Consider the following 23,356-nt stretch of genomic DNA (forward strand, 5'->3'; position numbering starts at 1 on the left):
AACTCAACAAATTTTCATTTCATGCGTTATTCGCCGCTTAACCGTTCAAACAACTCCCGGTATTCTTCATTGCCTGGCTCTCTTTTTATCAACATACTAAAAATTTCGGCGGCTTCAGCCCTTTTTCCTTCTTCAATGAGAAAATATCCATAATCAGAAAGAAAATCTTTCTCTTGTTTAAAGAAATTATATGCTTGTTGGTACTTATTTAATGCCTTCGAATATTCCTCCAGATGGTGATATGCAACAGCCGCATCCCATAGCAGCTGTGGCTCTTCCTCTTCATTTGCGTCAATTGCATTTATGATGTCCAGGACATCTTCATACCGGTCCTGGCTTGCGAGCAGTTTGTTAAGGACGAGTGCCCCTTCACTAAAGCCCGGGTCAAGAGCCAAAGCTTCACGAAGCAATGTTTCTGCCCCTTCTTCATCCCCAAGCTTGAGCGCGATTTTGCCTCCATAGTAGAACAATTCCTTGTTGAACTCGTCCTGCCTGATCCCGAGCTTGATTGCTTCAAATGCTTCGGGCAGAAGTTCCTCCCGTTCATACGCCCTGGCCAGCAATAAATAAAGGGAGTGGTATTCTGGATCAAGCTCTTTCAAATCCTCAAAATTCTCAATTGCTGTTTTATTATGCCCGGCCTGCAGTGCGGTGAATGCATATCCGAACAGGGTGTTTATTTCAAATCTCTGTGCCAACGCCTTTTCATAATATACGAGGGCGTCTTCGAATAAGCCGCCGGCGCTCAAAGCTTCTGCCATCCGCTGGTTTACATTAGCGCCTCCAACCTCTTCCTGCTCCTTCAGCACTTTTTCATAAGCTTTGATGGCTTCTGCAAACTTCCCCTGATGTGCATATAATTCAGCCAGCGCAAAGTCGATAATCACTTCTTCCGGAAGGAGTTCCTTCGCTTTTTGGAGCTTTTGTTCACTTACTTCGTACAAACCATCCATCTGGTACATGTCGGCCATTAATAACAGCGCCTGGGGATATGCAGGATCATCAGCAGGGATCTTGTCAAGGGCAAGCATCGCCGCTTCTTCGTCTCCCATCTCGAGAAATGTTTCAGCCAGAAGGACGAGCAGCTCACCTTCCTCCGGGTAATCGTTCAGCAGTTTTTCCAGTAGCGTTTTTGTCTCTTCCAGAAAACCGAAGCGGAACATCTCTTCAGCCAATAGAAATTTATCATCATCCGTGCCATTTGCCAAAATATCTTCATAGGCGGCCAACGCTTCATCCAGCTGTCCATCTTCCAATAGGCCGGTAATTTCTTCAATGATTTTCATCGCGAATCTTCCAATCCTTATCTAGTTTGCAACAAAAAAAGCAGGTGTCCTTATCTGTACATTTTCCCCGGTCCCAGGCCGGTAGAATACCTGCCCGCCTGCCCTGACTACATTTCCCTTATGGACAGTGACTGCAAGGCTAGCCTGGTGGCCAAAAAATAATTCCTTCTCGTTCGCCTTCACGGTTTCGTTGCTTTTCAGATAAAAATTGTAGCTTATTTCTCCCCCGTTATGCAAATGAGACTTCCTGGGGAAGATTCCTGTCTTCATCAATACAGATTTCTTTAGCGGTTCATTTTGGCGAATTTCGTCAAAAATGCTCGGAATTTTCTCGGCCTTCATGATTCCTTTCCAGAATCCAGCCGCCTGCCGCTTTTCTTTATTGTTTTTTGTCCATAAAAACATCGGGACCAGCGGGCTGTTATATGGAAACATTGCCTCGCGCAGCCATCCCCACGGGATTTTCCGCAGCTCGTCCAAATCGCTGATTTCCACAAAAACTGCCGGCACCTTCTCTTTTTTGCACTTTCGCAGAAAGGCTTGGGTGAGGAGCGGTGCCCGAATTTTCACACCGATTATATAATCAACAGGGCAATCTACGAGTTCTGCCCTCATCTGCTTAATCCTCATTGGCAGCTGGTTTTCATGTGTTAATGCGACATAGGTCAAAAAAGCGGTGCACCCTTTTAAAATGAACTCGTTAAGATAATAGCTTTTTCGGACTTGAAACGGCTTATCTACAGGAACAGATGCATCCAGGAGGACGTGTGGAGGTGTCATGATAAAACCGCTGGCATCCATTCTCATGTGCTTGTACATTTTGAAACCGTCGCTCACGAACAAGATCTTATCCTTGTCAATCATCAGGCTTGATAATGATGATACTCCATCCTTCAACAGCTGCGCATTTTCGATAATGTAAGCCATAACAACCACCTTTCATATGGTCTTATGACAAGCTATGTATGAAAATTTAAAATATTCCCGTAAAATTGGACTGCGCAGCGTTTGTTAAAATGAACAGGCCAAATACTAACCATGGAATCAAAAAAACAGATAATCTGTTAAGCCGGCTGTACAACAATATTGAACGGCCCTTGAGTTCATGCATAATAAGTGAAGCCTCCCCGGCATCGCACCGGGGAGGCTCATTTGAGACACAGCTATTTCATCAGTGACTGCAAATGCTCGAAGAAAGATGGATATGAAACTGAAACAGCTTCACTTCTTTCAAGAAAGACTTCATTGGGGCAGATAAGTGCAGCAACCGCAAGCATCATTCCGATCCTGTGGTCCTCGTGGCTGGATACAGTTGTGCCGCCCGTCAATGTCTTTCTTCCGTAAATGACCATTCCATCCTCGGTCGCCTTTATGTCCGCCCCCAGCCTGCCGAGCTCTTTTACAACCGTATCAATGCGGTTTGTCTCCTTCACCTTAAGTTCCTGGGCATCCTTAATGACCGTCTTTCCTTCCGCCTGTGTGGCAAGCAATGCTATGACCGGGATTTCGTCGATGAGTCTTGGAATCAAGTCTCCTTCGACCACTGTTCCTTTTAAATCAGACGACCTGATTATGATATCCCCCGCTGGCTCGCCCTGTGCGGTACTATAAGGCCGTACTTCTACGTTTGCACCCATTTGCACCAACACATCAAGTATGCCTGTCCTGGTTGGATTTAAACCGACATTCCTCAGTTCAATCATACTATTAGGGGTAATCGCTCCTGCCACGAGGAAAAATGCGGCCGAGGATATATCTCCTGGAACGTGGACATCCGTACCCCTCAACTGCTGGCCACCGGTAACCGTAACCGTGTTTTCGCCGGTTTCTATCCTGCCTCCGAATTGCATAATCATCCGCTCTGTATGGTCCCTTGTTTTTTCAGGCTCGATTATAGTCGTCGTTCCGTCTGCCTGAAGCCCGGCCAGCAATATAGCCGACTTAACCTGCGCACTGGCGACCGGCAATTTGTATTCCATTCCTGCCAGGCTTCCTCCAGCAACAGAAATCGGGGTGAATTCTGCCCCTTTCCTTCCTGCAATTTTTGCTCCCATAAGAGTCAGCGGTTTTGTTACGCGGGTCATCGGCCGTCTTGCGATCGAACGGTCTCCGGTCAGCACTGAGTTGAACGGCCTCCCGGCGAGGATTCCCATTATCAGCCTGATCGTCGTACCCGAATTTCCTACGTCCAGCACTTGTTCAGGCTCTTTTAGTCCGTCCAGCCCGGTTCCATCTATTTCAACCCGTGTGCCCTCCTGCTTGATTGGAACACCCATATTCCTGAAACAGGAAATGGTGCTAAGGCAGTCATCGCCTGGAAGAAAGTTTTCAACCGTTGTTTTTCCGGCAGCAATCGATCCAAACATAACCGCCCGGTGTGAAATGGATTTATCTCCAGGGACCTCAACAATTCCGGATAGGGAGGCGACATTGTTAAGCAGCTTTTTCGCTTCCATAATTAACTCCTCCTGATTTTAAAGCCCAATTGAAATTTCATAATCTGTATTTTGCCTGATGCATTCCTCGGCCCTCGCCCGGTCTTCTTCCGTCTGAAAACTGATGACAAGGACTCCGTAAAGTCCCTCCCTCGTTTCAAGGATGCGGATGTTTGTAATACTGATACGGGATGTCGCCAAATATCCGGTAATTTCGGAAATGACCCCAGGGTAATCCGGTACATCAACAAACAAATCATAAAATGCCGGAATAGCTCCCTTTTCCTTCACTGGCAGCGCATCCCGGTAATCCTTGGCGCTGGAGAAATAATCATAGATTTCTGCACCATTTGCGGACATAAGCATCGATTCTATTTTTTCCATCTCCACATGCCATTGTTTTAATAGATTAAGAAGAACTTCTTTATTGTGAAGCAATATATCCCGCCACATTGCCGGGCTGCTCGACGCGATTCGGGTAATATCCCTGAATCCTCCCGCAGCAAGCCTGGTAACGAGCTTTTGGCCTGTCTCCGCCCTCTCCGCCTGGTGGACGAGCGCAGCCGCTATCAGATGGGGGAAGTGGCTTATGACGCCGGCCAGACCGTCATGTTCCTCTGGGGAAATAGTCAAAAATTTCGCCTTTGTGCCGGACAGCCATTTTTTTAATGCATCTGCGGCTTCCCCATGCCCGCTGCTGTCTGGTGTCAAAAGGTAAAAGGCATTTTCAAAAAGGATGTTCTTTGCCGCAGTTACCCCGCTTTTATGAGACCCGGCCATTGGATGTCCTCCAATAAACTGGACTCCCCGTTCTTTTAAGACAGCTGACTTTTTGACGATGCCTGCTTTCGTACTGCCTGTGTCTGAAACAATGACCCCGGGTTTCAAGGGGAGTTGCGCCAAAAGATCAATGATTTTTTCGGCTTCCGCAACTGGTGTAGCAATGATGATCAAATCGGCTGTGCGTGCACCCTCTTCAATGTGGCCCACAATTTCATCAACAACACCGATCATTTTCGCAAGCCGTGCCTGATCCCTATTAATGTCATAGCCAGCCACTTCAGCGTTTTTATGCTCCTGCTTAATGCAAAGCGCGAGGGAACCGCCGATTAACCCCAAACCTATTATAAATACGCGGCCTTCCAAATGATCACCGCCTCTATAGCTGAATTTATGTTATGTAACCCATACGATTTTACCCATTTTGGCCGGACACTGTTGATCTTGTTTCCAACATTTGCTTCAGTTGTTTGATGACACCAGCGTTTTGCTCTTTTGAACCAATGGTTATCCTGACACAGGACGGGAATCCAAGTGCTTTTCCAGATCTGACGATATATCCTCGTTCCAATAAATACTGGAATATCTCCTGTCCGTCTGCCCCGAAATCAATCAAAATGAAATTTCCCTGGGAAGGATAATAAGCTAAATGGTTTTCATTGCAGAAGTCATAGAATTGCTGAAGCCCTTCTCTATTGGCCGTGCTGCACTTTTGGACAAATTCCTGGTCAGAAAGAGCCGCTCTTGCCGCAGCAAGGCCGTAACTGTTCACATTGAACGGTTCCCGTACCGGTTCGAGCGCACGTATGGTCTGCTTGTTCCCGATTCCGTAGCCTACCCGGAAGCCTGCCAGGCCATAAATTTTTGAGAAGGTGCGTAGCACAATCAAATTTTCGAAACGGTTGGCAAGCTCGATTGCATCATAATAATCTTCGGCAACAACATATTCATGGTAAGCCTCATCAAGGACCACCAGCACATCCGCAGGAACTCTGGACAGAAACGCCAGCAATTCCGTTTCTCCTATGTATTCACCTGTGGGATTGTTTGGCGAACAAAGCCAGACAACCCTCGTATTGGCATCAATAGCCTGGAGCATCCCTTCCAGGTCATGCGCACCGTCCAGGAGGGGAACTTCCCTTGCCTCACTGCCCTCAATAACCGCATTATGCTTGTATTGGGGGAATGTAGGAGCTGCCATTACAGTATTGGTCCCTGGCACCAGCAAACCCCTGGAAATCATCATGATCAATTCATCTGAACCATTCCCAAAAATAAGCTGCTCTTCATTCACGCCTAGATGTGCGGCCAGAGCCTCGCGCAGTCCAGTCGCATAACCATCCGGGTAAAGGGCTGATGTTCCTGCCAACTGCTGCACGGCGTCCCCCACTCGGACTGAACAGCCGAAAGGATTCTCATTGGATGCCAGTTTCACTATTTCATCAAGGCCATATTGCCTTTTAACTTCACCTATCGTTTTTCCTGGCTGGTAAGGATTTAGTGATAATATCTGTTCTTTCCATTTCATATGATCCACCTCTTTGTTTCAGTACTTTGTTTAAGGTAAGCGCACCCAGTCATTGTGAACCAGCTTGCGGGTGCGGCTATTTTAACAAATCCGGCCGCAGCTGCGTGGCATCGCCCAGATAGACATGGACAATTTCATTTTGGGCTTTTTCCGTAAAAATATGAATCATTACCCGGATACATAGAGGCAGCGCTGATGGAACGGGGATTTCTCTCATGCACATTACTGGCACATGGGTCCATCCCGGTATCAGGCGAAGTGCTTTTGCGGGGAATGCATCCGTAATATCCTCAGTAACCGATATAAAGACAGAAGTAACATCTTCTGGGTCTATCCCATTTTCCTTAATTACTTCTTTCAATAATTTTTCGGTAGACGAAACAATGACTGGCTCATTATTTTCTTTTACAGTGATTGCCCCTCTTACCCCTCTGATCATTTACATGCCCCCCATTTCCCGGAATTTTGTCAAGGATTCAATTAATAATGCATCAGGTATCTCTGCAACAACAGGATACCCGATCTTTTCAAGCAGAACGAAGCGGACACTCTGGCCAACTGACTTCTTATCCTGTTTCATCCTATCCAGCAGCCGTTCTGAACTGAGATGTGCCGGAATAGACGTCACATAACCGAGCTTCATGAGCCAGTCCGTAAATTCCCCGATATCAAAATCAAGATTTTTAACCGCCCTGCTTAAATAAAGTGCGAATACCATGCCTATTGCAATGGCTTCGCCGTGGGTCATCTTTCCATAACCGCATTCTGCTTCGACAGCGTGGCCTAGTGTATGCCCAAAATTTAAAAAAGCCCGGTCTCCCGTTTCTTTTTCATCGCGGCTGACAATCGCCCCTTTGATGCTGATTCCTTTCGTCAAAGACTGCCGCAGCACGTCAGGGGACAGGTCGTCCAGGCTGCCCGCCCGTTCATTCAGCCATTTGTAAAACGCGAAATCGCTGATCAAGGAATGCTTGATTACTTCAGCAAAACCCGACCGCTTTTCCTGTATGGGAAGGGATTGCAAATACTTCAAATCATACAGGACGGCTTCTGGCTGATGGAATGCGCCGACCATGTTTTTTCCGAGCGGATGGTTAACCGCGACTTTTCCCCCGACAGCACTGTCGTGGGCAAGAATGGTCGTAGGCACCTGGATAAAAGGTATTCCTCTCATGAAAGTGGCTGCTACAAACCCTGCCAGGTCACCAACTGCTCCTCCTCCCAAAGAAACAATTAATGACTTGCGGTCAAGCTTCTTTTCAAGGGCATAGGAAAGGCAGTCATAATATACTTCAAACGTCTTGGCTTTTTCACCGTCGGGGACGATTTTGGTGTGCACGGACTGTACGGTAATCATTGATTGTACTTCAGTCAAATACAGTCTGCCTACCGTCTCGTCGGTAATAATCAGGACAGATGTGAGTCCCGGAAGTTTTTCCGCCAAAAACGTTCGAAGCTTTTCCACGGCTCCGTGCCCAACGAAAACAGGGTAAGTTTTCGAGCCTGTTTCTATTAGGATTGAATCCATTAAAAATCCCTCGCTGCCTGCCGCTGCCGGTTAACCGAATCAAGCAGCACATCAAACCGGTCCGAATAAAACTGCTCAACAATGGCTGCCGCAAGCTCCCACGCCACCACATTTTCGGCGACAACAGACGCCGCCGGTACCGCACAGCTGTCAGAACGTTCAATACTTGCCTCGAATCGTTCCTTTGTGTCAATATCAACGCTTTTTAACGGTTTATACAAAGTAGGGATGGGCTTCATTACTCCCCTGACGACAATTGGCATCCCGGTTGTCATCCCGCCTTCAAATCCGCCTAGGCGGTTTGTTTCCCTGTAGTAGCCTTTTTCAGCATCCCATGCTATTTCATCATGAACCTCGCTGCCTGGTTTGCGGGCAGCTTCAAAGCCAATTCCGAATTCTACCCCTTTAAAAGCATTGATGCTGACGATTGCACCTGCCAGTTTGGCGTCAAGCTTGCGGTCGTAATGGACATAGCTTCCGACACCCGCCGGCATTCCTTCAACGATGACCTCGACGATGCCGCCTATTGAATCTCCATTTTTCTTGGCATCATCTATGGCTGCCATCATTTTTTCGGCGGCTGCGGGATCGAAGCAACGGACAGGCGATGCCTCTGTCGTTTCTCTTAACTCCTGCAATGATTTATATTCAAGGCTGGCTGCTTTAACACCGCCAATTTCCACAACATGTGATGCGACCTCTATACCGAGCAACGACAGCAGTTTTTTAGCGGCTGCCCCTGCAGCGACTCTGACTGTAGTTTCACGGGCGGAAGATCGTTCCAACACATTCCTCATGTCACGGTGGCCATATTTTAAGGCACCATTCAGGTCGGCATGCCCCGGCCGCGGCCGGGTGATTTTCCGCTTAATATCCTCCTCGGCACCGGGATCAAGCGACTCCTGCCCCATTATTTTTGTCCAGTGCTTCCAATCGTTGTTTTCAACGACAAGCGAGACCGGCGAACCAAGCGTGTAACCGTGACGGACACCGCCCGTGATTTGCACCTCGTCCTTTTCAATCTGCATCCTTCTGCCTCTGCCGTAGCCCTTTTGCCTTCTGGCAAGCTCGCCGTTTATATCTTCTGCTGTGAGTGGCAATCCCGCGGGCAGGCCTTCGAGGATCGTCGTCAATTGTGGCCCGTGGGATTCACCTGCTGTTAAATATCTCATTTTCACTTTCTCCCTTCAACTCATTAAAGGATTATGTACCAATATATCACACGCATTAAAAAATAAGTAGCAAAAAATTTTAAAAATTAATCATAGAAAAGGCTTTTAAGCTCTTCAAACAAAAAAAGCCGGACATCCGGCTCATTACTTTTTACGATAAAAAAATGTATCTTCTGTGTCAAATTGAAACTGGCCAGGGTTGAAAATTTGCTCGGTACTTCCAACAAAAAATATGCCGCCGGATTTCAAGGCTGAACTGAATTTTCTGTATAGGCCCTCTTTGGCCTCCTCAGTGAAATAGATCAGGACGTTCCGGCAAATAATCAGATCGAACGGCCCTCCGAAAGAATCAGAAAGAAGGTTTTGCTTTTTAAAGGTGACCGACCGCTTGACCTCATCCGCAACTTTGTAAAAATTACCCTCTTTAATAAAGAACTTACGAAGTATATCGGCAGGCACTTCATTAACGGACCGGTCGGGGTAAACACCCAGTCTTGCCTTTGCGAGCACATTTTCATCAATGTCAGTAGCAAGGATTTGCACCTGGGAAAGAGGAACGTATTTCGACAGGATCATGGCCATCGTGTATGGCTCTTCACCTGTTGAAGAGGCAGCGCTCCAAATTTTCAGCCGTTTATTGGTTTCGAGAAGTTTCGGCAAAATATTCTTTTCCAGTACCTCCCACCTTTTCGCATTGCGGTAAAACTCTGAAACATTGATGGTCATCCTGTCCAGGAACTCGTGCATAAGTACTTTGTCCTTGTCCAATTCCTGAAAAAAATGGTTGAAAGATTGATAGCCTTTTTTTTCATATAAAGAAGTCAAACGCCTTTTCATTTGCGCTTCTTTGTATAATGCCAGGTTGATGCCAGTTTTTTTATGTATGTTTACAATAAAATCCTCGTAATCGCGAAGCATGTCCTCTTCTCCCTTAAATCATCTGCAAAAAAAATAGCATGCTATTTTTTATTTATATCGGATTTATTGGAACTGAGTTTAATAAAAAAACAGCACTTGCCGCAACAAGCGCTGTTTTTTATCAATAAATCCATTCATTTATTAACTTGGAGTATTCTGCAAGCTCCTCTTGTTTGAAGAATAAGCCAATTTCACGTTCTGCGCTGGCAGGGGAATCAGACCCATGAATGACGTTTTTGCCGACGGTCAATCCAAAATCTCCCCTTATGGTGCCAGGTGCCGCATCCTTGGGATTGGTAGAACCCATCATCTGGCGGGCGGCAGCGATTACATTTTCACCCTGCCAAACCATGGCAAACACTGGCCCTGAAGTAATAAAGTCAACCAGTTCCCTGAAGAAAGGCCGCTCTTTATGTTCACCGTAATGCTGCTCTGCAAGTTCTTTAGGAATGCCCATTAATTTCGCTCCGACGAGCTGAAAACCCTTTCTTTCAAAGCGTGAAACGATTTCACCAATCAAGTTGCGCTGTACCCCATCAGGCTTAACCATTAAAAAAGTCTTTTCCATGAACTCCACTCCTAGGCATGATATGTATATGGATCACTGTTTAAGCAATCCCCAAAATATTATCATTTTTGCGAAAACTCCGCAACTTATATCGCAACGCAGCCATGATAAAAACTTAAACCAGAATGGTATTGCAGGACTGAAAGGGGCCTGTGTTCAGGCAAATGCTTCTTATGTGTCAAACAGGAAAAGAAGCTGTGTTTTTCGCGCCGTATATGGAAAGCGGAGCTTATAGCAGGAAGCCCCGCGGTTTTAGTTGCTTCTTATCCTAGAATTTACGCTTGCCAATAAACCTCGCAATATCGCGGAGCGTTTTCTTTGCACGGTTTGGAGGGAGTTGTTCAAGGATTTTAAGGGCTTTATCCAAATACAGGCCGCTTACTTCCAAGGACCTTTCTATTGCTCCGGAATTTTTGATCAAATCGATGATCGTTCCCATTTCCGCTGCACCCATGTTTTCATGGACCTGCTTCACATGGCGCCGGATTTCAGGATCCTCCATCGCAAACAATACCGGGAGTGTAATGTTCCCCTGCAACAAATCCCCTCCCGCAGGTTTTCCAAGTTCCTTTTCTGTCCCGGTAAAATCCAGGACATCATCAGTAATCTGGAAGGACATGCCCACATAATAGCCAAAAAGGTAAAGCTTGCGGTGGATCTCCTCATCAACGCAAGAAGCAATCGCTCCAAGCTGGCAGCTGGCAGCAATCAACAGCGCGGTCTTCCGCTTTATCCGGCGCAAATAGTTCCGTAAATTCTGGTCAAAATGATATTTATCCTTTATCTGTTCAATTTCCCCTACACAAACTTCTACTATGGTATCTGAAAGTATCCTGTGTGCTGCAGGGTTGTTGATTTTCGTCATTAATTCCAATGACCTGGCAAAAATATAATCTCCTGTATACATGGCAATCCGGTTGTCCCATTTAGCCTTGATCGTCGGCTGCCCCCTCCGTAACTGGGCATCATCAATCACATCATCATGGACTAAAGATGCCATATGGATTAACTCGAGTGCAACAGCGACGTTTTTAATCGTATCGATATCATAGTTTCCGAATTTGCCGGCAAGCAAAACAAATACAGGACGAATTCTTTTTCCGCCGGCCTGCAGCAAATGCAGTGATGCCTGGTGCAGCAGCGTTGATTCAGCCTGGATTGTTTTTTCCAGCTCTTTTTCAATTACATTTAAATCGGAATTCAAATATGAATACATCATCGTTAATTTCATGTGCCCACCCAGCTTCTAAAATCCTCTTCCAATTCTAAACGTCTTTTTATTTACGGCCAATATGGACAGCAGCAACACCGCCGCTGTAAGGCTTGCAATCCACCTGCACAAACCCGGCTTCCGCAAACATACTTGCCAGTTCCTTCATATCCGGAAAATCACGGGCGGATTCCTGCAGCCAGGAATATTCGTTATAGCTCTTTGCAAATACTTTTCCAAACAAGGGCATGATGTAGCGGAAATACAATTGGTACAGCTGTTTGAAAACAGGCAGCGTCGGCTGGGAGGTTTCCAGGCAGACGGCAATTCCTCCAGGTTTTAAAACACGTTGCATTTCCCGGAGCACCTGCATGTAATCAGGAACGTTCCTCAGACCGAATCCAATCGTCACATAGTCAAAACTATTTTCCTCGAAAGGAAGCTCCATTGCATTTCCATGGATAAGGGTGATCTGCTTCAGACCGCGGTCTTTAACCTTTTGTTCGCCAATTTTCAACATATTTCTGCTAAAATCAAGCCCAACCACTTTCCCTTTGTCACCTACCGCTTCAGCAAGGGCAACTGTCCAGTCCGCTGTTCCGCAACAAACATCAAGGGCACTGCTTCCTTTTTGCACATTCATTCTCTTCATGGTGTCTTTCCGCCACCTGATGTGCTGCTGGAAGCTGATGACCGAGTTCATCTGGTCATAATTTTTAGATATTTTTTCGAATACGTTATGAACGCGCTCTTCTTTTGATTGCTGCATCGCTCTTACCCTTCTTCCACGCAAATTTTTGCCATTGAATGATGCTGGCTTAAAAGCAGCTTCATTCTTGCATCAAGGAGGCTGTTAAGCATCGGCATTTTATTAAGAGCCGTTTCAATCAAGCTTTTGGAGAACTCAATATAACGGTCACAAATGAGCATCAAATATTTATTTTGCTCATCAGTTATGGTTTGGTCAGCCCTGGGGAACGAAAGCCGTTTTAAGACATCAAAAACAATCGAAGAACCCGACTGAACAAACGCGTTTTTTTCGTTGATCAGTCGTTTGATGAAAAGCAAATTAGGTGCGACCACTTTCCATTCAGATGAATGGAAATAATCGGAAAGCTTTTCAAACAGCGCCGATTCAATTTTTTTAATGCTTTTCATCAATTTATCAATACCATCCGCATCTTGCTGGTAGACAGTAATTTTATTTTCATTGATTTCTTTTATGCCTTCCGCCAGGGTTTTTATTACGCCAATATCCCCTGACTTGGCCAGTTGCCTGTAGTACAGACCGCTGTAATAGTCACCAGCGAGAACCATCAGCTGGCGGTCTTTATTGCTCAACGGGTCTTCCTCCGGAAGTGAATTCCTGACAATTTCATGGGTATCGAGGGCTACCTGGATGAGCATCGTCGTTATAGTATAGTTTTCAATTCTTGCTGCATCAAGGTCCATCTGGCCCAGCATGGAGACCAGCAACAGCAGTTTATCTTCATCAATATCGGGAACCGAAACATTTTCGGCCAAATACGGGTGCGAGATCTTCTTATGCAGCCGCCCTTTAATGTCTGATAAAGTTTTTTCGATGTCTTGCATTTGGATCACCCTTGTTTCCCCGAAGTTATATTTATCTGATTTCCCTGGTCCGGCTGAAAAAAATGTCGAAATGAAAACGGACATAAAAAAAATGCCTTTATAAAGCGATAATCCCTTTGTACCGAACCTTACAAGGCAGCACAATTATATCATATATGGCTTAGGGATGGGCTGCTTTAACGAAAAATAATAAACATTTGCACTTAAATCAGCTTTGATTTGCTAACAAAATAGTCGGATTTATGCTCCTGGCATGATTAAAGGGTTGTGCCTTTATTTTTTTTCACTCTGCACTGCACCAAAGGCAGTCAGGATCTGGGCCTGTCCCCGTATTTTAATTGCAGAGGTATGCTCTGTAAACTGGGCAACCATCACTTCTCCTTTGTCCAGTTTTTCAGAGTGGTGGAAGCGGGTATCTGTCCCTCTCGTAAGTCCGATGACATTGACTCCGTCTTCAACCGCTTTAATCACAATATAGTCGGAACTGGCAGCTTTTTTATCCATTATTTCCACCCTTTGCTAAGTATTCAAGCTGGAAGGCCAACACGCAGCCTTTCTGCCTTGAAAACATATATCACTCTTTAATAAGTGATAAAACCTCTGAACGGGCATTGACATCTTCAGCAAGGGTTCCGCGAACAGCTGAAGTTACCGTTTTAGATCCAGGTTTTTTCACGCCGCGCATTGTCATGCACATATGCTCTGCTTCTACTACAACCATCACTCCGTGCGGCTCAAGCTTTTCCATGATGGCGTTTGCTATCGTGGATGTAATTCTTTCCTGCAGCTGTGGCCTGCGGACAACGGCTTCGACCGCCCTGGCCAGTTTGCTCAAACCAGTTACCTTCCCGTTACGGGGGATGTAAGCAACATGTGCTTTGCCGAAAAACGGGACTAAATGGTGTTCACACATAGAATAAAAAGGAATGTCTTTCACTAATACCAGTTCTTCATGGTCCTCACCAAAGATTGTTTCAAAATATTGTTTCGGATCCTGGTTCAATCCGGCAAAAACCTCTTCATACATTTTGGCAACCCGCTTTGGTGTATCAAGCAGACCTTCACGGTTTGGGTCTTCCCCTACTGCCTCTAGTATTAAACGTACCGCTTCTTCTATTTGGGCACGGTTGACTGTGGCCATTCTCTGTTCCTCCTAAGCTTATGTATTTCATTATAATCCTCTGTCTAAGTATCACCGGCATTTATCACCCAGATAAATCCGTTTGATTATAACATTTCCATATTAGCATAATCATTTCCGCGTAAGCAAAACAGAATTACCGATCCATACCTTTACTGATAGGGTGAATGCAGTTTTTGGGCATGGAAAAGGCCGCGATTGGATCGCGGCCTCTGTTCAGAAACGCTATTAGCGCTTATGTACTTATTTTACTGCATCTTTAAGCGCTTTACCTGGTTTGAAAGCAGGCACTTTGCTAGCAGAGATTTCGATTTCATCGCCAGTTTGCGGGTTGCGTCCTTTACGGGCTGCACGCTCGCGAACTTCGAAATTACCAAAACCGATTAATTGTACCTTGTCACCGTTTTTCAAAGCATTTAAGATTGAATCAAAAACAGCATCAACTGCTTTTGTTGCATCCTTTTTGGAAAGCTCACCAGTTTCAGCAACTGCATTAATTAGTTCTGTTTTGTTCATGCCATTCACCTCCTCCCAAAGATCACATATGCTTTAGAAAATAGATTGCTACTACATTTCTAAACAAAATGGATGAATTCTATACGTTACTGGAGGAATTTGTCGACAAGTTTTAGTTGCTCTGAAATAAAATTGTCGATTTATTTCCCTGTTTCTTACAAACCCTTATACAACAAGGGTTTGTAAGACCAGAACGTTAATTCTGTTAAAAGATTATCACAATCATTTATGCATATCAAGCTAATTTCAATAAATAATGGGAATGTTTTCTTATTTGCAACATAAATGTAATAAGTCAACCCTTTTTTAAGGGTAAAATCATGCCTTTTTACACATCACGCCCCTGAATAGAGCAAAAAAAAGACCCCGCGTCAGGGAGTCCCGTTTTACAATATGATGGCTATCAGGCCGCCGGAGCCTTCATTAATGATTCTTTCCAGCGTTTCTTTCAGCTTATATCGGGCATTTTCCGGCATCAATGACAATTTGGCAGAAATGCCTTCCCTTACGATGGAATTGAGGCTTCTTCCAAATATATCGGAATTCCAGATAGAAAGTGGATCCTCTTCAAAATCCTGCATCAGATACCGGACTAGTTCTTCACTCTGTTTTTCTGTTCCGATGATCGGTGAAAATTCAGATTCCACATCCACTTTAATCATGTGTATGGAGGGCGCGACTGCTTTTAACCGGACCCCAAAGCGCGAGCCCTGGCGGATAATTTCCGGTTCCTCCAGGCTCATGTCAGACATGGAAGGAGAAGCGATGCCGTATCCTGTTTGTTTCACCATTTTCAGTGCATCGGAAATCTGGTCATACTCCGCTTTTGCATAGGCAAAATCCTGCATCAATTCAAGCAAATGGTCCTTGCCGCGAATCTCCACCCCTACAATCTCTTTCAGGATGTCGTCATATAGGTCATCCGGGGCAAACAGGTCGATTTCAGCCACGCCCTGCCCCATTTCGATCCCCGCCAGCCCGGCACGGTCAATAAACTCGTAATCACTGAATTGATGCACCACTCTGTCAACATCTCTTAATCTCTTGATATCCTTTACAGTTTCTTTAACGGCTTCCTGGTAGCTTTCGCGGAGCCAGTGGTTTTCGCGGAGGACCATGACCCAGCTCGGGAGGTTCACGTTTACTTCAAGCACCGGAAATTCGTATAACGCTTCCCGGAGTACATTCAGTACATCCGTTTCCCGCATGCTTTCAACACTCATTGCCAGGACAGGGATGTCATATTTCTCAGCCAGTTGTGCACGCAGCGCCTCAGTGTTTGGGTGGTAGGGCTGCACACTGTTCACGACCATGATGAACGGCTTCCCGACTTCTTTTAATTCTTCAATCACTCTTTCCTCAGCTTCGATATAATCATGGCGGGGGATTTCACCAATAGTGCCATCAGTGGCGATGACAACTCCGATGGTAGAGTGCTCCTGGATGACCTTCCTTGTGCCAATCTCAGCAGCCTCATGGAAAGGAATCGGCTCCTCATACCAGGGGGTCGTGATCATGCGCGGGCCGTTTTCATCCTCGTACCCCTTTGCACCTGGCACTGTGTAACCGACACAATCGACAAGCCTGATATTTACATCAAGGCCCTCATCAACATGGATGCTTGCCGCCTGGTTGGGAACAAACTTTGGCTCAGTGGTCATGATCGTTTTGCCCGCAGCACTTTGCGGCAATTCATCCTGGGCTCTGGCCCTGTCGGCTTCGTTGTTTATATTCGGTAAAACAACCAGCTCCATGAATTTTTTTATGAAAGTAGACTTGCCAGTCCGGACGGTTCCAACAACCCCTAAATAAATATCGCCGCCCGTCCGCTCGGCAATATCTTTAAAAATATCTACCTTTTCCAAGTGATCCCCTCCCGATCATAGAGTTAGTGGGAAAAATATCATCCTTATTGGTATTCTGGGACAGTATATGTTTATGACATTGTCCTATAGTGATATGACATTTTTTTATTTTTTTTTACCCCCCTATATAAAATCACGAAGAGTGTGAATGGAGGCGCCGCCCTGATCTTCCGTATCTTTTGCCAATTTTCATGGCAAAAAGAAAACCCCTCTCCTACAATATATTTTGTAGTAGAAGGGTTATGACTAATTCTCTAAAAAGATTGGTTCGTTGCCGGAAGGATCAATAGTATAAGGCAGAGAATACGCAGGCACGAACATAGAGTCTCCAACCAGGATGTGCCGGATGTCCTCCCCAGGCTTCAGGTCTGTTTTTAGCTTTTGCATCTTTTGGTATAGATCACTTCGGTAGTCCACGTAAATATCTCCCTGTCCATCAATGACGAAGGGCAGATTTTGGTTGGTGAACGGGCTTACCGACACAGGCTCTTCTTTATAGCCAAGCTTTTTATAATCCAATGTGAATACATTCTTTGCCAGTTGGTCTTTAAATGGCGGGTACTTATGGGACTTTATCCTCAAATTCAACTCACGGATAGCATCAGCCATTCGCAGGTCCAATAGCTTCACAGTCGGGTCTGTTTCAGCATCAATGATGACATATTGAAAAATCCCGCCGCTCTCAAAAGCATTCCCCGGTGGTTCTGGCATGTACAATGGTGATATTTTTTGAAAATCGACCGGATATTTTTGGTAGACCGGTGTTTTTGCATCTTTCGTTTTAATTGGCAATATACCGCCATTCGCATCCTGGAACTGGTCAACCGCTTTTTGAACCGTCTCCAACTGTTCTTTATAGGGGACTGTATTCTGGCTGAGGTTCTCTTTCGGATACATACACCCTGAAAGGAGAATGGCAGAAAGGAGAACGGCCAGGAAAATGCGTGTATTTTTCATAAATACCAATCCTTTAATCTAGTAGATTATGATTAGGTTGTCGGCCCGCTGAATACTACCAAAAAGATAATCAGGCCAGCAGCAATCATCAGAATGTAAGCAATGACGGCGGTTAACAGCTTAAAGACTCCCTTTAATTTATAACGGCTCAGGTAAAGAGAAACTAGCGATAAAGCCATACATCCCATTCCAATGAAGGATATCCACATCTTTAATAATGCCGGCGACAAATATACCACTCCCTTTTTCGAGAAGTATTATAACATACTGTGTGCTATACGGGCGATAAAAGTAGCATGTCCCTTTTTGTAAGCAAAAAAAACTGAAGTAAAGAAGGGGCAGACATCTTTACTTCAGCGAAATTTGACTAAATCACCCAAACACCCGGTTCAAACCACCAGTTTGCTTCGTTGCATTGTATGCGCATAAAAAGTAAATCGCATCATCGAATGCCTATATCAATAAGATTTTACTGCTATTTCGTTTATTCCCCGTCAATAATTCTGTCATCAAGAATATTTGCGAGGTCCTCCATTTCGTGTGTCCTTCTCCGCGTCATTAAATCATCGACAGCATTTTTCGGGTCCACGTTATTAAATAAGATATCATACAATACTTGTGTGATCGGCATTTTCACATCGTATTTGCTTGCCAGCTGATAAGCTGCTTTTGTCGTTCTTACCCCTTCCACTACCATACCCATATTATTCAGGACCTCATCAAGCTTTTGGCCTTTGCCAAGCATATTCCCTGCGCGCCAATTGCGAGAATGTACACTCGTACAGGTCACGATTAAATCTCCGATCCCTGTCAGCCCTGAAAAAGTCAGCGGGCTGGCCCCCATCTTAACGCCGAGGCGGGCGATTTCTGCCAACCCTCTTGTAATCAGGGCCGCTTTTGCATTATCTCCGTACCCCAGCCCGTCTGAAATACCTGCCGCGAGTGCAATGATATTTTTTAAGGCACCGCCAATCTCAACCCCCACAAGGTCGGCATTGGTATAGACCCGAAAGTTGTGGTTGATAAACAAATCCTGCACCCGTTCTGCCGCGTCCATATTTTTGGATGAGGCGGTAACAGTAGTCGGATGCCGGAGGCTGACTTCTTCAGCATGGCTTGGTCCCGAAAGCACTACTACGGCATTAAGCAGATGTGCCGGCATTTCCTCTTCGATCATCTCTGAAATTCTGAGCAATGTGTCCGGCTCTATACCTTTGCCGACATGCACAATCGTCATCGGGCGGTTATGTACATCGACGATCTTTCGCAATACGTCCCTAATTGCTTTCGTGGGCACGGCAAGAATGATCAGTTCTATATCGGACATAGCCTCACGCAAGCTTGAGAATCCTTTTATTGCTTCTGGCAGTGTAATGCCCGGGAGGTATTTTTTGTTCGTGTGCCGTTCATTGATTTCCTCAATTTGTTCCGGGTTATGGCCCCATAACCTGACTTCGTGGCCGTTGTCTGCAAGTACCATGGCGAGAGCAGTTCCCCAGCTTCCTGCACCAATCACTGCAACCTTATCTGTCGTCCGTTCCATAAACACCACACCTTTTTTATTTTCTCTCCCTGGCAAATAGCTTGATGGGCGTACCTTCAAATCCAAATGCATCCCTTATCCGGTTTTCAAGGAAACGTTCATACGAGAAATGCAGGAGCTCTGGTTCATTGACAAAAACTACAAAGGTAGGCGGTTTCACTGCAACCTGTGTTGTATAAAAGATCTTTAATCTGCGGCCTTTATCTGTTGGAGTCGGATTCATTGCGACAGCGTCCATAATCACATCATTCAAGACATTAGTCTGAACGCGCATCGAATGGTTCTCGCTCGCCAAATTGATCATAGGCATCAATGTATGGATCCGTTTCTTCGTTTTTGCCGACAGGAAGACGATTGGTGCATAGCTGAGGAATTGGAAATGCTCCCGGATATTTTGTTCAAATTCCTTCATCGTCTTTTCGTCTTTTTCAATTGCATCCCACTTGTTGACAACAATTACAACAGCACGCCCTGCCTCATGGGCATAACCGGCAATATGTTTGTCCTGCTCGATGATTCCCTCTTCGGCATTGATCACAACAAGAACCACATCGGATCTTTCAATTGCACGAAGCGCTCTCAGTACGCTGTATTTTTCAGTCGTTTCGTAAACCTTGCCTTTTTTCCTCATGCCAGCTGTATCAATGATCATATACTTCTGGCCATTATAAGTGACTTCAGTGTCGATCGCATCTCTAGTCGTGCCGGCAATATCACTTACAATAACCCGCTCTTCGCCAACAATGGCATTGACGAGCGATGATTTCCCGACATTCGGCCGTCCGATTAAAGAAAATTTGATTGTATCCTCATCGTCATCGCGGGCTTCCCTTTTTGGAAAATGCTTTGCCACTTCATCAAGCAGGTCACCAAGCCCAAGGCCGTGGGAACCTGAAATCGGGACTGGCTCTCCAAACCCGAGTGCATAAAAGTCATAAATCTGGTCCCTCATCTCGGGATTGTCCACTTTATTGACCGCTAAAACAACCGGTTTATTTGAACGGTACAGGATTTTCGCGACTTCCTCATCTGCGCCTGTGACACCCTCACGGCCATTTGTCAGAAAAATGATGACGTCTGCTTCGTCGATTGCGATTTCGGCCTGCTGGCGTATCTGCTCAAGGAACGGTTCATCACCAATTTCAATTCCGCCTGTATCAATTATATTAAAATCATGTGTGAGCCACTCGCCGGAACTGTAAATCCGGTCCCTCGTCACACCGGGGATATCTTCTACTATGGAAATTCGTTCACCAACGATTCGGTTGAAAATTGTCGACTTCCCAACGTTCGGGCGGCCAACAATTGCCACTACTGGTTTCGCCATGAACTTCACCCTTTCATTAAGGTTTATTTTTTTACAGCGCCAATTCGTTTAATTTTGCTAACGTACAAAATAAACCCTTCTCAGGCAAGAAGGGTCTGGCTTAACCAGTTTATCAAATGATAGAGCCGTACCGCAAGCCATGTCCCTGTTCAATGTTTAACAATGACGAACAATTCTTCGGTCAAGGAATGTGCAATCCCGTCAAGAATGGCTTCCAGGCTTGCTGCGATTTGTTCCATTTCTTTTTTTGAATCACAATAAAATACAGCGGTCCCGGCCGGAACCTTCTTTGGATTTGTTGTAATGGCAGCAAGGATGAATTTTTCAAGTGTCACTGGCGTTTTCTTCCTTTCACCCTTTTTTCTCCAGGCATCCTTATCGCATTTTCAAGAATCGGGACATTGCCGAGAATGGATATGGCTTTATTCACATCGCGTTCCTGTGGCAGGACAAACACGCCGACCCTGCCATCATCAAGATCCCGTTTGGCAAGCGGAACCAGTGCCGGAGTGCCCGTATCGCGATACACCCCCAAAGCTGTTGACAAATCATGTAATACAGCCTGCCTTTGGCCGATATTCGCAATTGTTGAACGGGCATTGAAATTTTTAGGTTTTAAAATAAAACCCATTCCATATTTCAATACTTCCTTCTGCCTTTCGGGCAAGCCTATATTCATGATATAAATGTTATCTACATACAGCCCGGGCCCGACAAATCTTGGTTCAATAAACTCAATGTCCACGATGTCCTTCAATTTCCCTCCGGCCATAAGCTGCCTTGCCACGATTAATGCGGCCAAGCCCGCAGCAATGCCTGCCCAAATATTAACCGCCAAATAAAAAAACGTGCTTATCAACGAAGCAAAAATAACAATATAGTTGCGGCTTTCAAATGCAACAGCGATTCCTTCAATATATGTTTTACCCCTGGAAACAAGCTCGTGGCTGTCCATTTCTGTCAGCGTGTTTCTTTCCATATTCCGGACTTCCCGGAATTGTGAGGCTGCAAGTGTCAGGAAGGTGATTGCCGTGAATTCCTCTTCCATAATGGCAGGCACTGCAACTGCCCCAAGCCCAGCCGCAATAAATCCAAGCGCAATATGTATGATCTTCCCGTGCAAATAAGTAGGGTATTGCCGGTAATCCGTCCTCAGCATGAACAGCCTGGCAATCGTCCCGACTGTAACGCCAAACGAGATCGGCAAAGTGTATTCATTCATGAGGATCTCTGTTTCTCCCTTTCCACCTGGTCCATTTTGCTAAATGACGCAGAAAATTGTTCCATTCCAGACCAGGCAATGATGATAACCGCTGCAATGCACGCCGCATCTAAAAATGCCGGTGAAGCAATGGGATGCGGGAACCCAAATTTTCTTATAATGATCGCAAATAGTATTTCGCCTTGAAGAAGCCCTGCCGACAATGTCACGAGTCTTAATTGTCTGCTTGATTGCAGAATGATCGTTAATGCACTCATACATATTCCTGCCATCCACTCACGTTTGAAAATAACCCAAACTGGATCAAACAGTTCAAACAGCAGGAAGTTCACATGCGCAAGCATGACAATCAGTGCGGATATAGCTATATAAAGGGTCTCAGATCTTTTTAGCCTGAATGTTTCCAACTGTATAAAAACAATGAGAACAAGTGCGGACATATGTACCTGGATGCCATGAATTCCGGCTGTATAAGGCGAGAGGATGATTAACAAAAGCAGCATCACCGAGTACTTTAGACGGCCGGCATTCTTTTTGTCCATCATAAAGGTTGTCCATATCCATGCAGCCCATGTACACCAATAAAAGATAAGGCCTTCTTCCATGTTCTACCTCCTATCATTTCCATTATGGCTGCCCGATATGTAATTTAAACTCATTTACAGTGCAAGAGCATAAAAAAGAAGCTTCCGAATGAGGAAACTTCACTTTTTTATTCTTTGGCTGTACGATTTTGTATTGATGCCTCTCTGTTCAAGCCAATGGTATGTTTCGCCCCAAATGACAAGTGGAGAATTGTGCAAATCACGTAATTTTTTTGCTCCCAGGGCCGTCATAATGATCGCAAGCTCCTCCTGGATCAGCGAAATTTCTTCAATTAGTGCTTCTAATCCGTCTTCGACCAAAGTCTTTAGAAACACTCCAGCAATTGCAGCCGCATCCGCACCCAAGGCTATGGCTTTGGCAACATCCATGCCCGTTTGGATACCTCCCGATGCGATCAAAGGCAAATTGAAGTGGCAACTCCGTGCTTCTACAATCGCAGCAGCGGCAGTGATACCCCAATCCTCAAAAAATGAAAGACTCCGGTTCCCGCGCCTGTTTTCGATCCTGGCAAAATTGGTTCCCCCGAAACCGCCGATATCGACAGCATAGACCCCGGCAGTCAGGAGAGATTTTACCGTCTCCATGCCCATGCCGAATCCGGTCTCTTTTACAATGAGCGGGACATCCAATGAACCGGCAAGATCAGCAATCCTGTTCAGGGCATTCCTGAAATCGCGGTCACCCTCAGGCATGGCCAACTCCTGCACAACATTCAAATGTATTTGCAGGGCATCTGCCTCAATCATATCAATCGCAAGTTTTGCCTGATCAACAGTAGCTTCGCTGCCGAGATTGGCAAGGATGATCCCACCAGGATTTTCTTTTCGGACAATTTCATAAGTTTTTCGCTCCAGCGGATCCTTGATGGCGGACATCTGTGATCCAACAGCCATTCCCAAGCCCGTTTCTCTGGCAGCAATGGCAAGGTTCCGGTTTATTTCAAATGTCCTTTCCCCGCCTCCGCCTGTCATTGCATTGATGAAAATTGGCGAACTTAATAAAAGTTCGCCAATTTTGGTTTGCAAATCGATTGCGTCCAGTGAGGAATCAGGGAGGCTCTGATGAACAAAAGTGACATCGGCAAAACCGTTCGTGCGAGCCAGCCCCGTTTCCAGGGCCAGCCGTATATGATCCCATTTTCTTTTTGATCTAGACACGATC

25 protein-coding genes are annotated in these 23,356 nt (G+C 45.5%); all 25 read right to left on the minus strand.

The genetic code is table 11. From position 1 onward, the window contains the following. Window positions 1–26 precede the first annotated feature (26 nt). Window positions 27–1,286: a tetratricopeptide repeat protein gene (locus CVD19_RS01380; protein WP_101580077.1), complete on the minus strand. Its 1,260-nt coding sequence runs from the start codon at window positions 1,284–1,286 to the stop codon at window positions 27–29. Window positions 1,287–1,307: 21 nt separating this feature from the next. Continuing rightward, the gene (locus CVD19_RS01385; RefSeq protein WP_101580078.1) at window positions 1,308–2,213 is read right to left on the minus strand and encodes a hypothetical protein; all 906 of its coding nucleotides are present in this window, start codon (window positions 2,211–2,213) and stop codon (window positions 1,308–1,310) included. 236 nt (window positions 2,214–2,449) lie between these two features. Beyond that, window positions 2,450–3,742, minus strand: coding sequence for a 3-phosphoshikimate 1-carboxyvinyltransferase (gene aroA / locus CVD19_RS01390; RefSeq protein WP_101580079.1), 1,293 nt, complete (start codon window positions 3,740–3,742; stop codon window positions 2,450–2,452). Window positions 3,743–3,760: 18 nt separating this feature from the next. Beyond that, the gene (locus tag CVD19_RS01395) at window positions 3,761–4,867 is read right to left on the minus strand and encodes a prephenate dehydrogenase (RefSeq protein ID WP_101580080.1); all 1,107 of its coding nucleotides are present in this window, start codon (window positions 4,865–4,867) and stop codon (window positions 3,761–3,763) included. A gap of 49 nt (window positions 4,868–4,916) precedes the next feature. Next, on the minus strand, window positions 4,917–6,029 hold the full coding sequence (hisC, locus tag CVD19_RS01400; RefSeq protein ID WP_101580081.1) for a histidinol-phosphate transaminase: 1,113 nt from the start codon (window positions 6,027–6,029) through the stop codon (window positions 4,917–4,919). A 76-nt stretch (window positions 6,030–6,105) separates the two neighbouring features. After that, window positions 6,106–6,468 carry a chorismate mutase gene (aroH, locus tag CVD19_RS01405; protein ID WP_101580082.1) on the minus strand — a complete coding sequence of 121 codons (363 nt, stop codon included), beginning with the start codon at window positions 6,466–6,468 and terminating at the stop codon, window positions 6,106–6,108. Next, window positions 6,469–7,557, minus strand: a complete 1,089-nt coding sequence (gene aroB, locus CVD19_RS01410; protein WP_101580083.1) for a 3-dehydroquinate synthase — start codon at window positions 7,555–7,557, stop codon at window positions 6,469–6,471. Next, window positions 7,557–8,729: a chorismate synthase gene (gene aroC / locus CVD19_RS01415; protein ID WP_101580084.1), complete on the minus strand. Its 1,173-nt coding sequence runs from the start codon at window positions 8,727–8,729 to the stop codon at window positions 7,557–7,559. The genes aroB and aroC overlap by 1 nt, the downstream gene beginning before the upstream one ends. A 144-nt stretch (window positions 8,730–8,873) precedes the next feature. Next, complete coding sequence (locus CVD19_RS01420) at window positions 8,874–9,647, minus strand: CheR family methyltransferase (RefSeq protein WP_101580085.1); 774 nt, start codon at window positions 9,645–9,647, stop codon at window positions 8,874–8,876. 121 nt (window positions 9,648–9,768) lie between these two features. After that, window positions 9,769–10,215: a nucleoside-diphosphate kinase gene (gene ndk, locus CVD19_RS01425; protein WP_101580086.1), complete on the minus strand. Its 447-nt coding sequence runs from the start codon at window positions 10,213–10,215 to the stop codon at window positions 9,769–9,771. A gap of 268 nt (window positions 10,216–10,483) precedes the next feature. Then, window positions 10,484–11,446: a heptaprenyl diphosphate synthase component II gene (gene hepT / locus CVD19_RS01430; protein WP_101580087.1), complete on the minus strand. Its 963-nt coding sequence runs from the start codon at window positions 11,444–11,446 to the stop codon at window positions 10,484–10,486. Window positions 11,447–11,492: 46 nt separating this feature from the next. After that, entirely contained in the window at window positions 11,493–12,194 is a 702-nt protein-coding gene (locus tag CVD19_RS01435; protein WP_101580088.1) for a demethylmenaquinone methyltransferase, read from the minus strand. 5 nt (window positions 12,195–12,199) lie between these two features. Next, window positions 12,200–13,018: a heptaprenyl diphosphate synthase component 1 gene (locus tag CVD19_RS01440; protein ID WP_101580279.1), complete on the minus strand. Its 819-nt coding sequence runs from the start codon at window positions 13,016–13,018 to the stop codon at window positions 12,200–12,202. Window positions 13,019–13,291: 273 nt separating this feature from the next. Then, window positions 13,292–13,522: a trp RNA-binding attenuation protein MtrB gene (gene mtrB, locus CVD19_RS01445; protein WP_101580089.1), complete on the minus strand. Its 231-nt coding sequence runs from the start codon at window positions 13,520–13,522 to the stop codon at window positions 13,292–13,294. Window positions 13,523–13,592: 70 nt separating this feature from the next. Further along, entirely contained in the window at window positions 13,593–14,159 is a 567-nt protein-coding gene (gene folE / locus CVD19_RS01450) for a GTP cyclohydrolase I FolE (RefSeq protein WP_101580090.1), read from the minus strand. A gap of 243 nt (window positions 14,160–14,402) precedes the next feature. Next, window positions 14,403–14,675: an HU family DNA-binding protein gene (locus CVD19_RS01455; protein WP_101580091.1), complete on the minus strand. Its 273-nt coding sequence runs from the start codon at window positions 14,673–14,675 to the stop codon at window positions 14,403–14,405. A 386-nt stretch (window positions 14,676–15,061) separates the two neighbouring features. Further along, on the minus strand, window positions 15,062–16,540 hold the full coding sequence (gene spoIVA / locus CVD19_RS01460) for a stage IV sporulation protein A (RefSeq protein WP_101580092.1): 1,479 nt from the start codon (window positions 16,538–16,540) through the stop codon (window positions 15,062–15,064). Window positions 16,541–16,786: 246 nt separating this feature from the next. Continuing rightward, window positions 16,787–17,497 carry a hypothetical protein gene (locus tag CVD19_RS01465; protein ID WP_101580093.1) on the minus strand — a complete coding sequence of 237 codons (711 nt, stop codon included), beginning with the start codon at window positions 17,495–17,497 and terminating at the stop codon, window positions 16,787–16,789. Between the two features lie 32 nt (window positions 17,498–17,529). Next, window positions 17,530–17,727, minus strand: a complete 198-nt coding sequence (locus tag CVD19_RS01470; protein WP_101580094.1) for a DUF2768 domain-containing protein — start codon at window positions 17,725–17,727, stop codon at window positions 17,530–17,532. A gap of 254 nt (window positions 17,728–17,981) precedes the next feature. Next, on the minus strand, window positions 17,982–19,040 hold the full coding sequence (locus CVD19_RS01475) for an NAD(P)H-dependent glycerol-3-phosphate dehydrogenase (RefSeq protein ID WP_101580095.1): 1,059 nt from the start codon (window positions 19,038–19,040) through the stop codon (window positions 17,982–17,984). A gap of 16 nt (window positions 19,041–19,056) precedes the next feature. Continuing rightward, window positions 19,057–20,367: a ribosome biogenesis GTPase Der gene (der, locus tag CVD19_RS01480; RefSeq protein ID WP_101580096.1), complete on the minus strand. Its 1,311-nt coding sequence runs from the start codon at window positions 20,365–20,367 to the stop codon at window positions 19,057–19,059. Window positions 20,368–20,516: 149 nt separating this feature from the next. Beyond that, window positions 20,517–20,702 carry a capping complex subunit for YIEGIA gene (locus CVD19_RS01485; protein ID WP_101580097.1) on the minus strand — a complete coding sequence of 62 codons (186 nt, stop codon included), beginning with the start codon at window positions 20,700–20,702 and terminating at the stop codon, window positions 20,517–20,519. Beyond that, the gene (locus tag CVD19_RS01490) at window positions 20,699–21,589 is read right to left on the minus strand and encodes a YIEGIA family protein (RefSeq protein ID WP_101580098.1); all 891 of its coding nucleotides are present in this window, start codon (window positions 21,587–21,589) and stop codon (window positions 20,699–20,701) included. Before CVD19_RS01490 ends, CVD19_RS01485 begins: the two co-directional genes overlap by 4 nt. Continuing rightward, complete coding sequence (locus CVD19_RS01495; protein WP_101580099.1) at window positions 21,586–22,194, minus strand: YphA family membrane protein; 609 nt, start codon at window positions 22,192–22,194, stop codon at window positions 21,586–21,588. Before CVD19_RS01495 ends, CVD19_RS01490 begins: the two co-directional genes overlap by 4 nt. A 99-nt stretch (window positions 22,195–22,293) precedes the next feature. Next, window positions 22,294–23,352 carry a type 2 isopentenyl-diphosphate Delta-isomerase gene (fni, locus tag CVD19_RS01500; protein WP_101580100.1) on the minus strand — a complete coding sequence of 353 codons (1,059 nt, stop codon included), beginning with the start codon at window positions 23,350–23,352 and terminating at the stop codon, window positions 22,294–22,296. Window positions 23,353–23,356 lie beyond the last annotated feature (4 nt).

Source organism: Bacillus sp. T33-2, from assembly GCF_002860205.1.
GTDB lineage: Bacteria > Bacillota > Bacilli > Bacillales > Cytobacillaceae > T33-2.

Excerpts from the sequence above, each read along its gene's own strand:
- der (WP_101580096.1), bottom strand. The coding sequence starts at position 20,367 with ATGGCGAAACCAGTAGTGGCAATTGTTGGCCGCCCGAACGTTGGGAAG.
- CVD19_RS01435 (WP_101580088.1), bottom strand. The coding sequence starts at position 12,194 with ATGCAGCAATCAAAAGAAGAGCGCGTTCATAACGTATTCGAAAAAATA.
- aroC (WP_101580084.1), bottom strand. The coding sequence starts at position 8,729 with ATGAGATATTTAACAGCAGGTGAATCCCACGGGCCACAATTGACGACG.
- CVD19_RS01440 (WP_101580279.1), bottom strand. The coding sequence starts at position 13,018 with ATGCAAGACATCGAAAAAACTTTATCAGACATTAAAGGGCGGCTGCAT.
- mtrB (WP_101580089.1), bottom strand. The coding sequence starts at position 13,522 with ATGGATAAAAAAGCTGCCAGTTCCGACTATATTGTGATTAAAGCGGTT.
- CVD19_RS01495 (WP_101580099.1), bottom strand. The coding sequence starts at position 22,194 with ATGGAAGAAGGCCTTATCTTTTATTGGTGTACATGGGCTGCATGGATA.
- CVD19_RS01380 (WP_101580077.1), bottom strand. The coding sequence starts at position 1,286 with ATGAAAATCATTGAAGAAATTACCGGCCTATTGGAAGATGGACAGCTG.
- aroA (WP_101580079.1), bottom strand. The coding sequence starts at position 3,742 with ATGGAAGCGAAAAAGCTGCTTAACAATGTCGCCTCCCTATCCGGAATT.
- CVD19_RS01385 (WP_101580078.1), bottom strand. The coding sequence starts at position 2,213 with ATGGCTTACATTATCGAAAATGCGCAGCTGTTGAAGGATGGAGTATCA.
- CVD19_RS01465 (WP_101580093.1), bottom strand. The coding sequence starts at position 17,497 with ATGAAAAATACACGCATTTTCCTGGCCGTTCTCCTTTCTGCCATTCTC.
- CVD19_RS01490 (WP_101580098.1), bottom strand. The coding sequence starts at position 21,589 with ATGAATGAATACACTTTGCCGATCTCGTTTGGCGTTACAGTCGGGACG.
- ndk (WP_101580086.1), bottom strand. The coding sequence starts at position 10,215 with ATGGAAAAGACTTTTTTAATGGTTAAGCCTGATGGGGTACAGCGCAAC.
- aroB (WP_101580083.1), bottom strand. The coding sequence starts at position 7,557 with ATGGATTCAATCCTAATAGAAACAGGCTCGAAAACTTACCCTGTTTTC.
- CVD19_RS01420 (WP_101580085.1), bottom strand. The coding sequence starts at position 9,647 with ATGCTTCGCGATTACGAGGATTTTATTGTAAACATACATAAAAAAACT.
- CVD19_RS01475 (WP_101580095.1), bottom strand. The coding sequence starts at position 19,040 with ATGGAACGGACGACAGATAAGGTTGCAGTGATTGGTGCAGGAAGCTGG.
- hepT (WP_101580087.1), bottom strand. The coding sequence starts at position 11,446 with ATGAAATTAACGATGATGTATTCATATTTGAATTCCGATTTAAATGTA.
- CVD19_RS01455 (WP_101580091.1), bottom strand. The coding sequence starts at position 14,675 with ATGAACAAAACAGAACTAATTAATGCAGTTGCTGAAACTGGTGAGCTT.
- hisC (WP_101580081.1), bottom strand. The coding sequence starts at position 6,029 with ATGAAATGGAAAGAACAGATATTATCACTAAATCCTTACCAGCCAGGA.
- folE (WP_101580090.1), bottom strand. The coding sequence starts at position 14,159 with ATGGCCACAGTCAACCGTGCCCAAATAGAAGAAGCGGTACGTTTAATA.
- aroH (WP_101580082.1), bottom strand. The coding sequence starts at position 6,468 with ATGATCAGAGGGGTAAGAGGGGCAATCACTGTAAAAGAAAATAATGAG.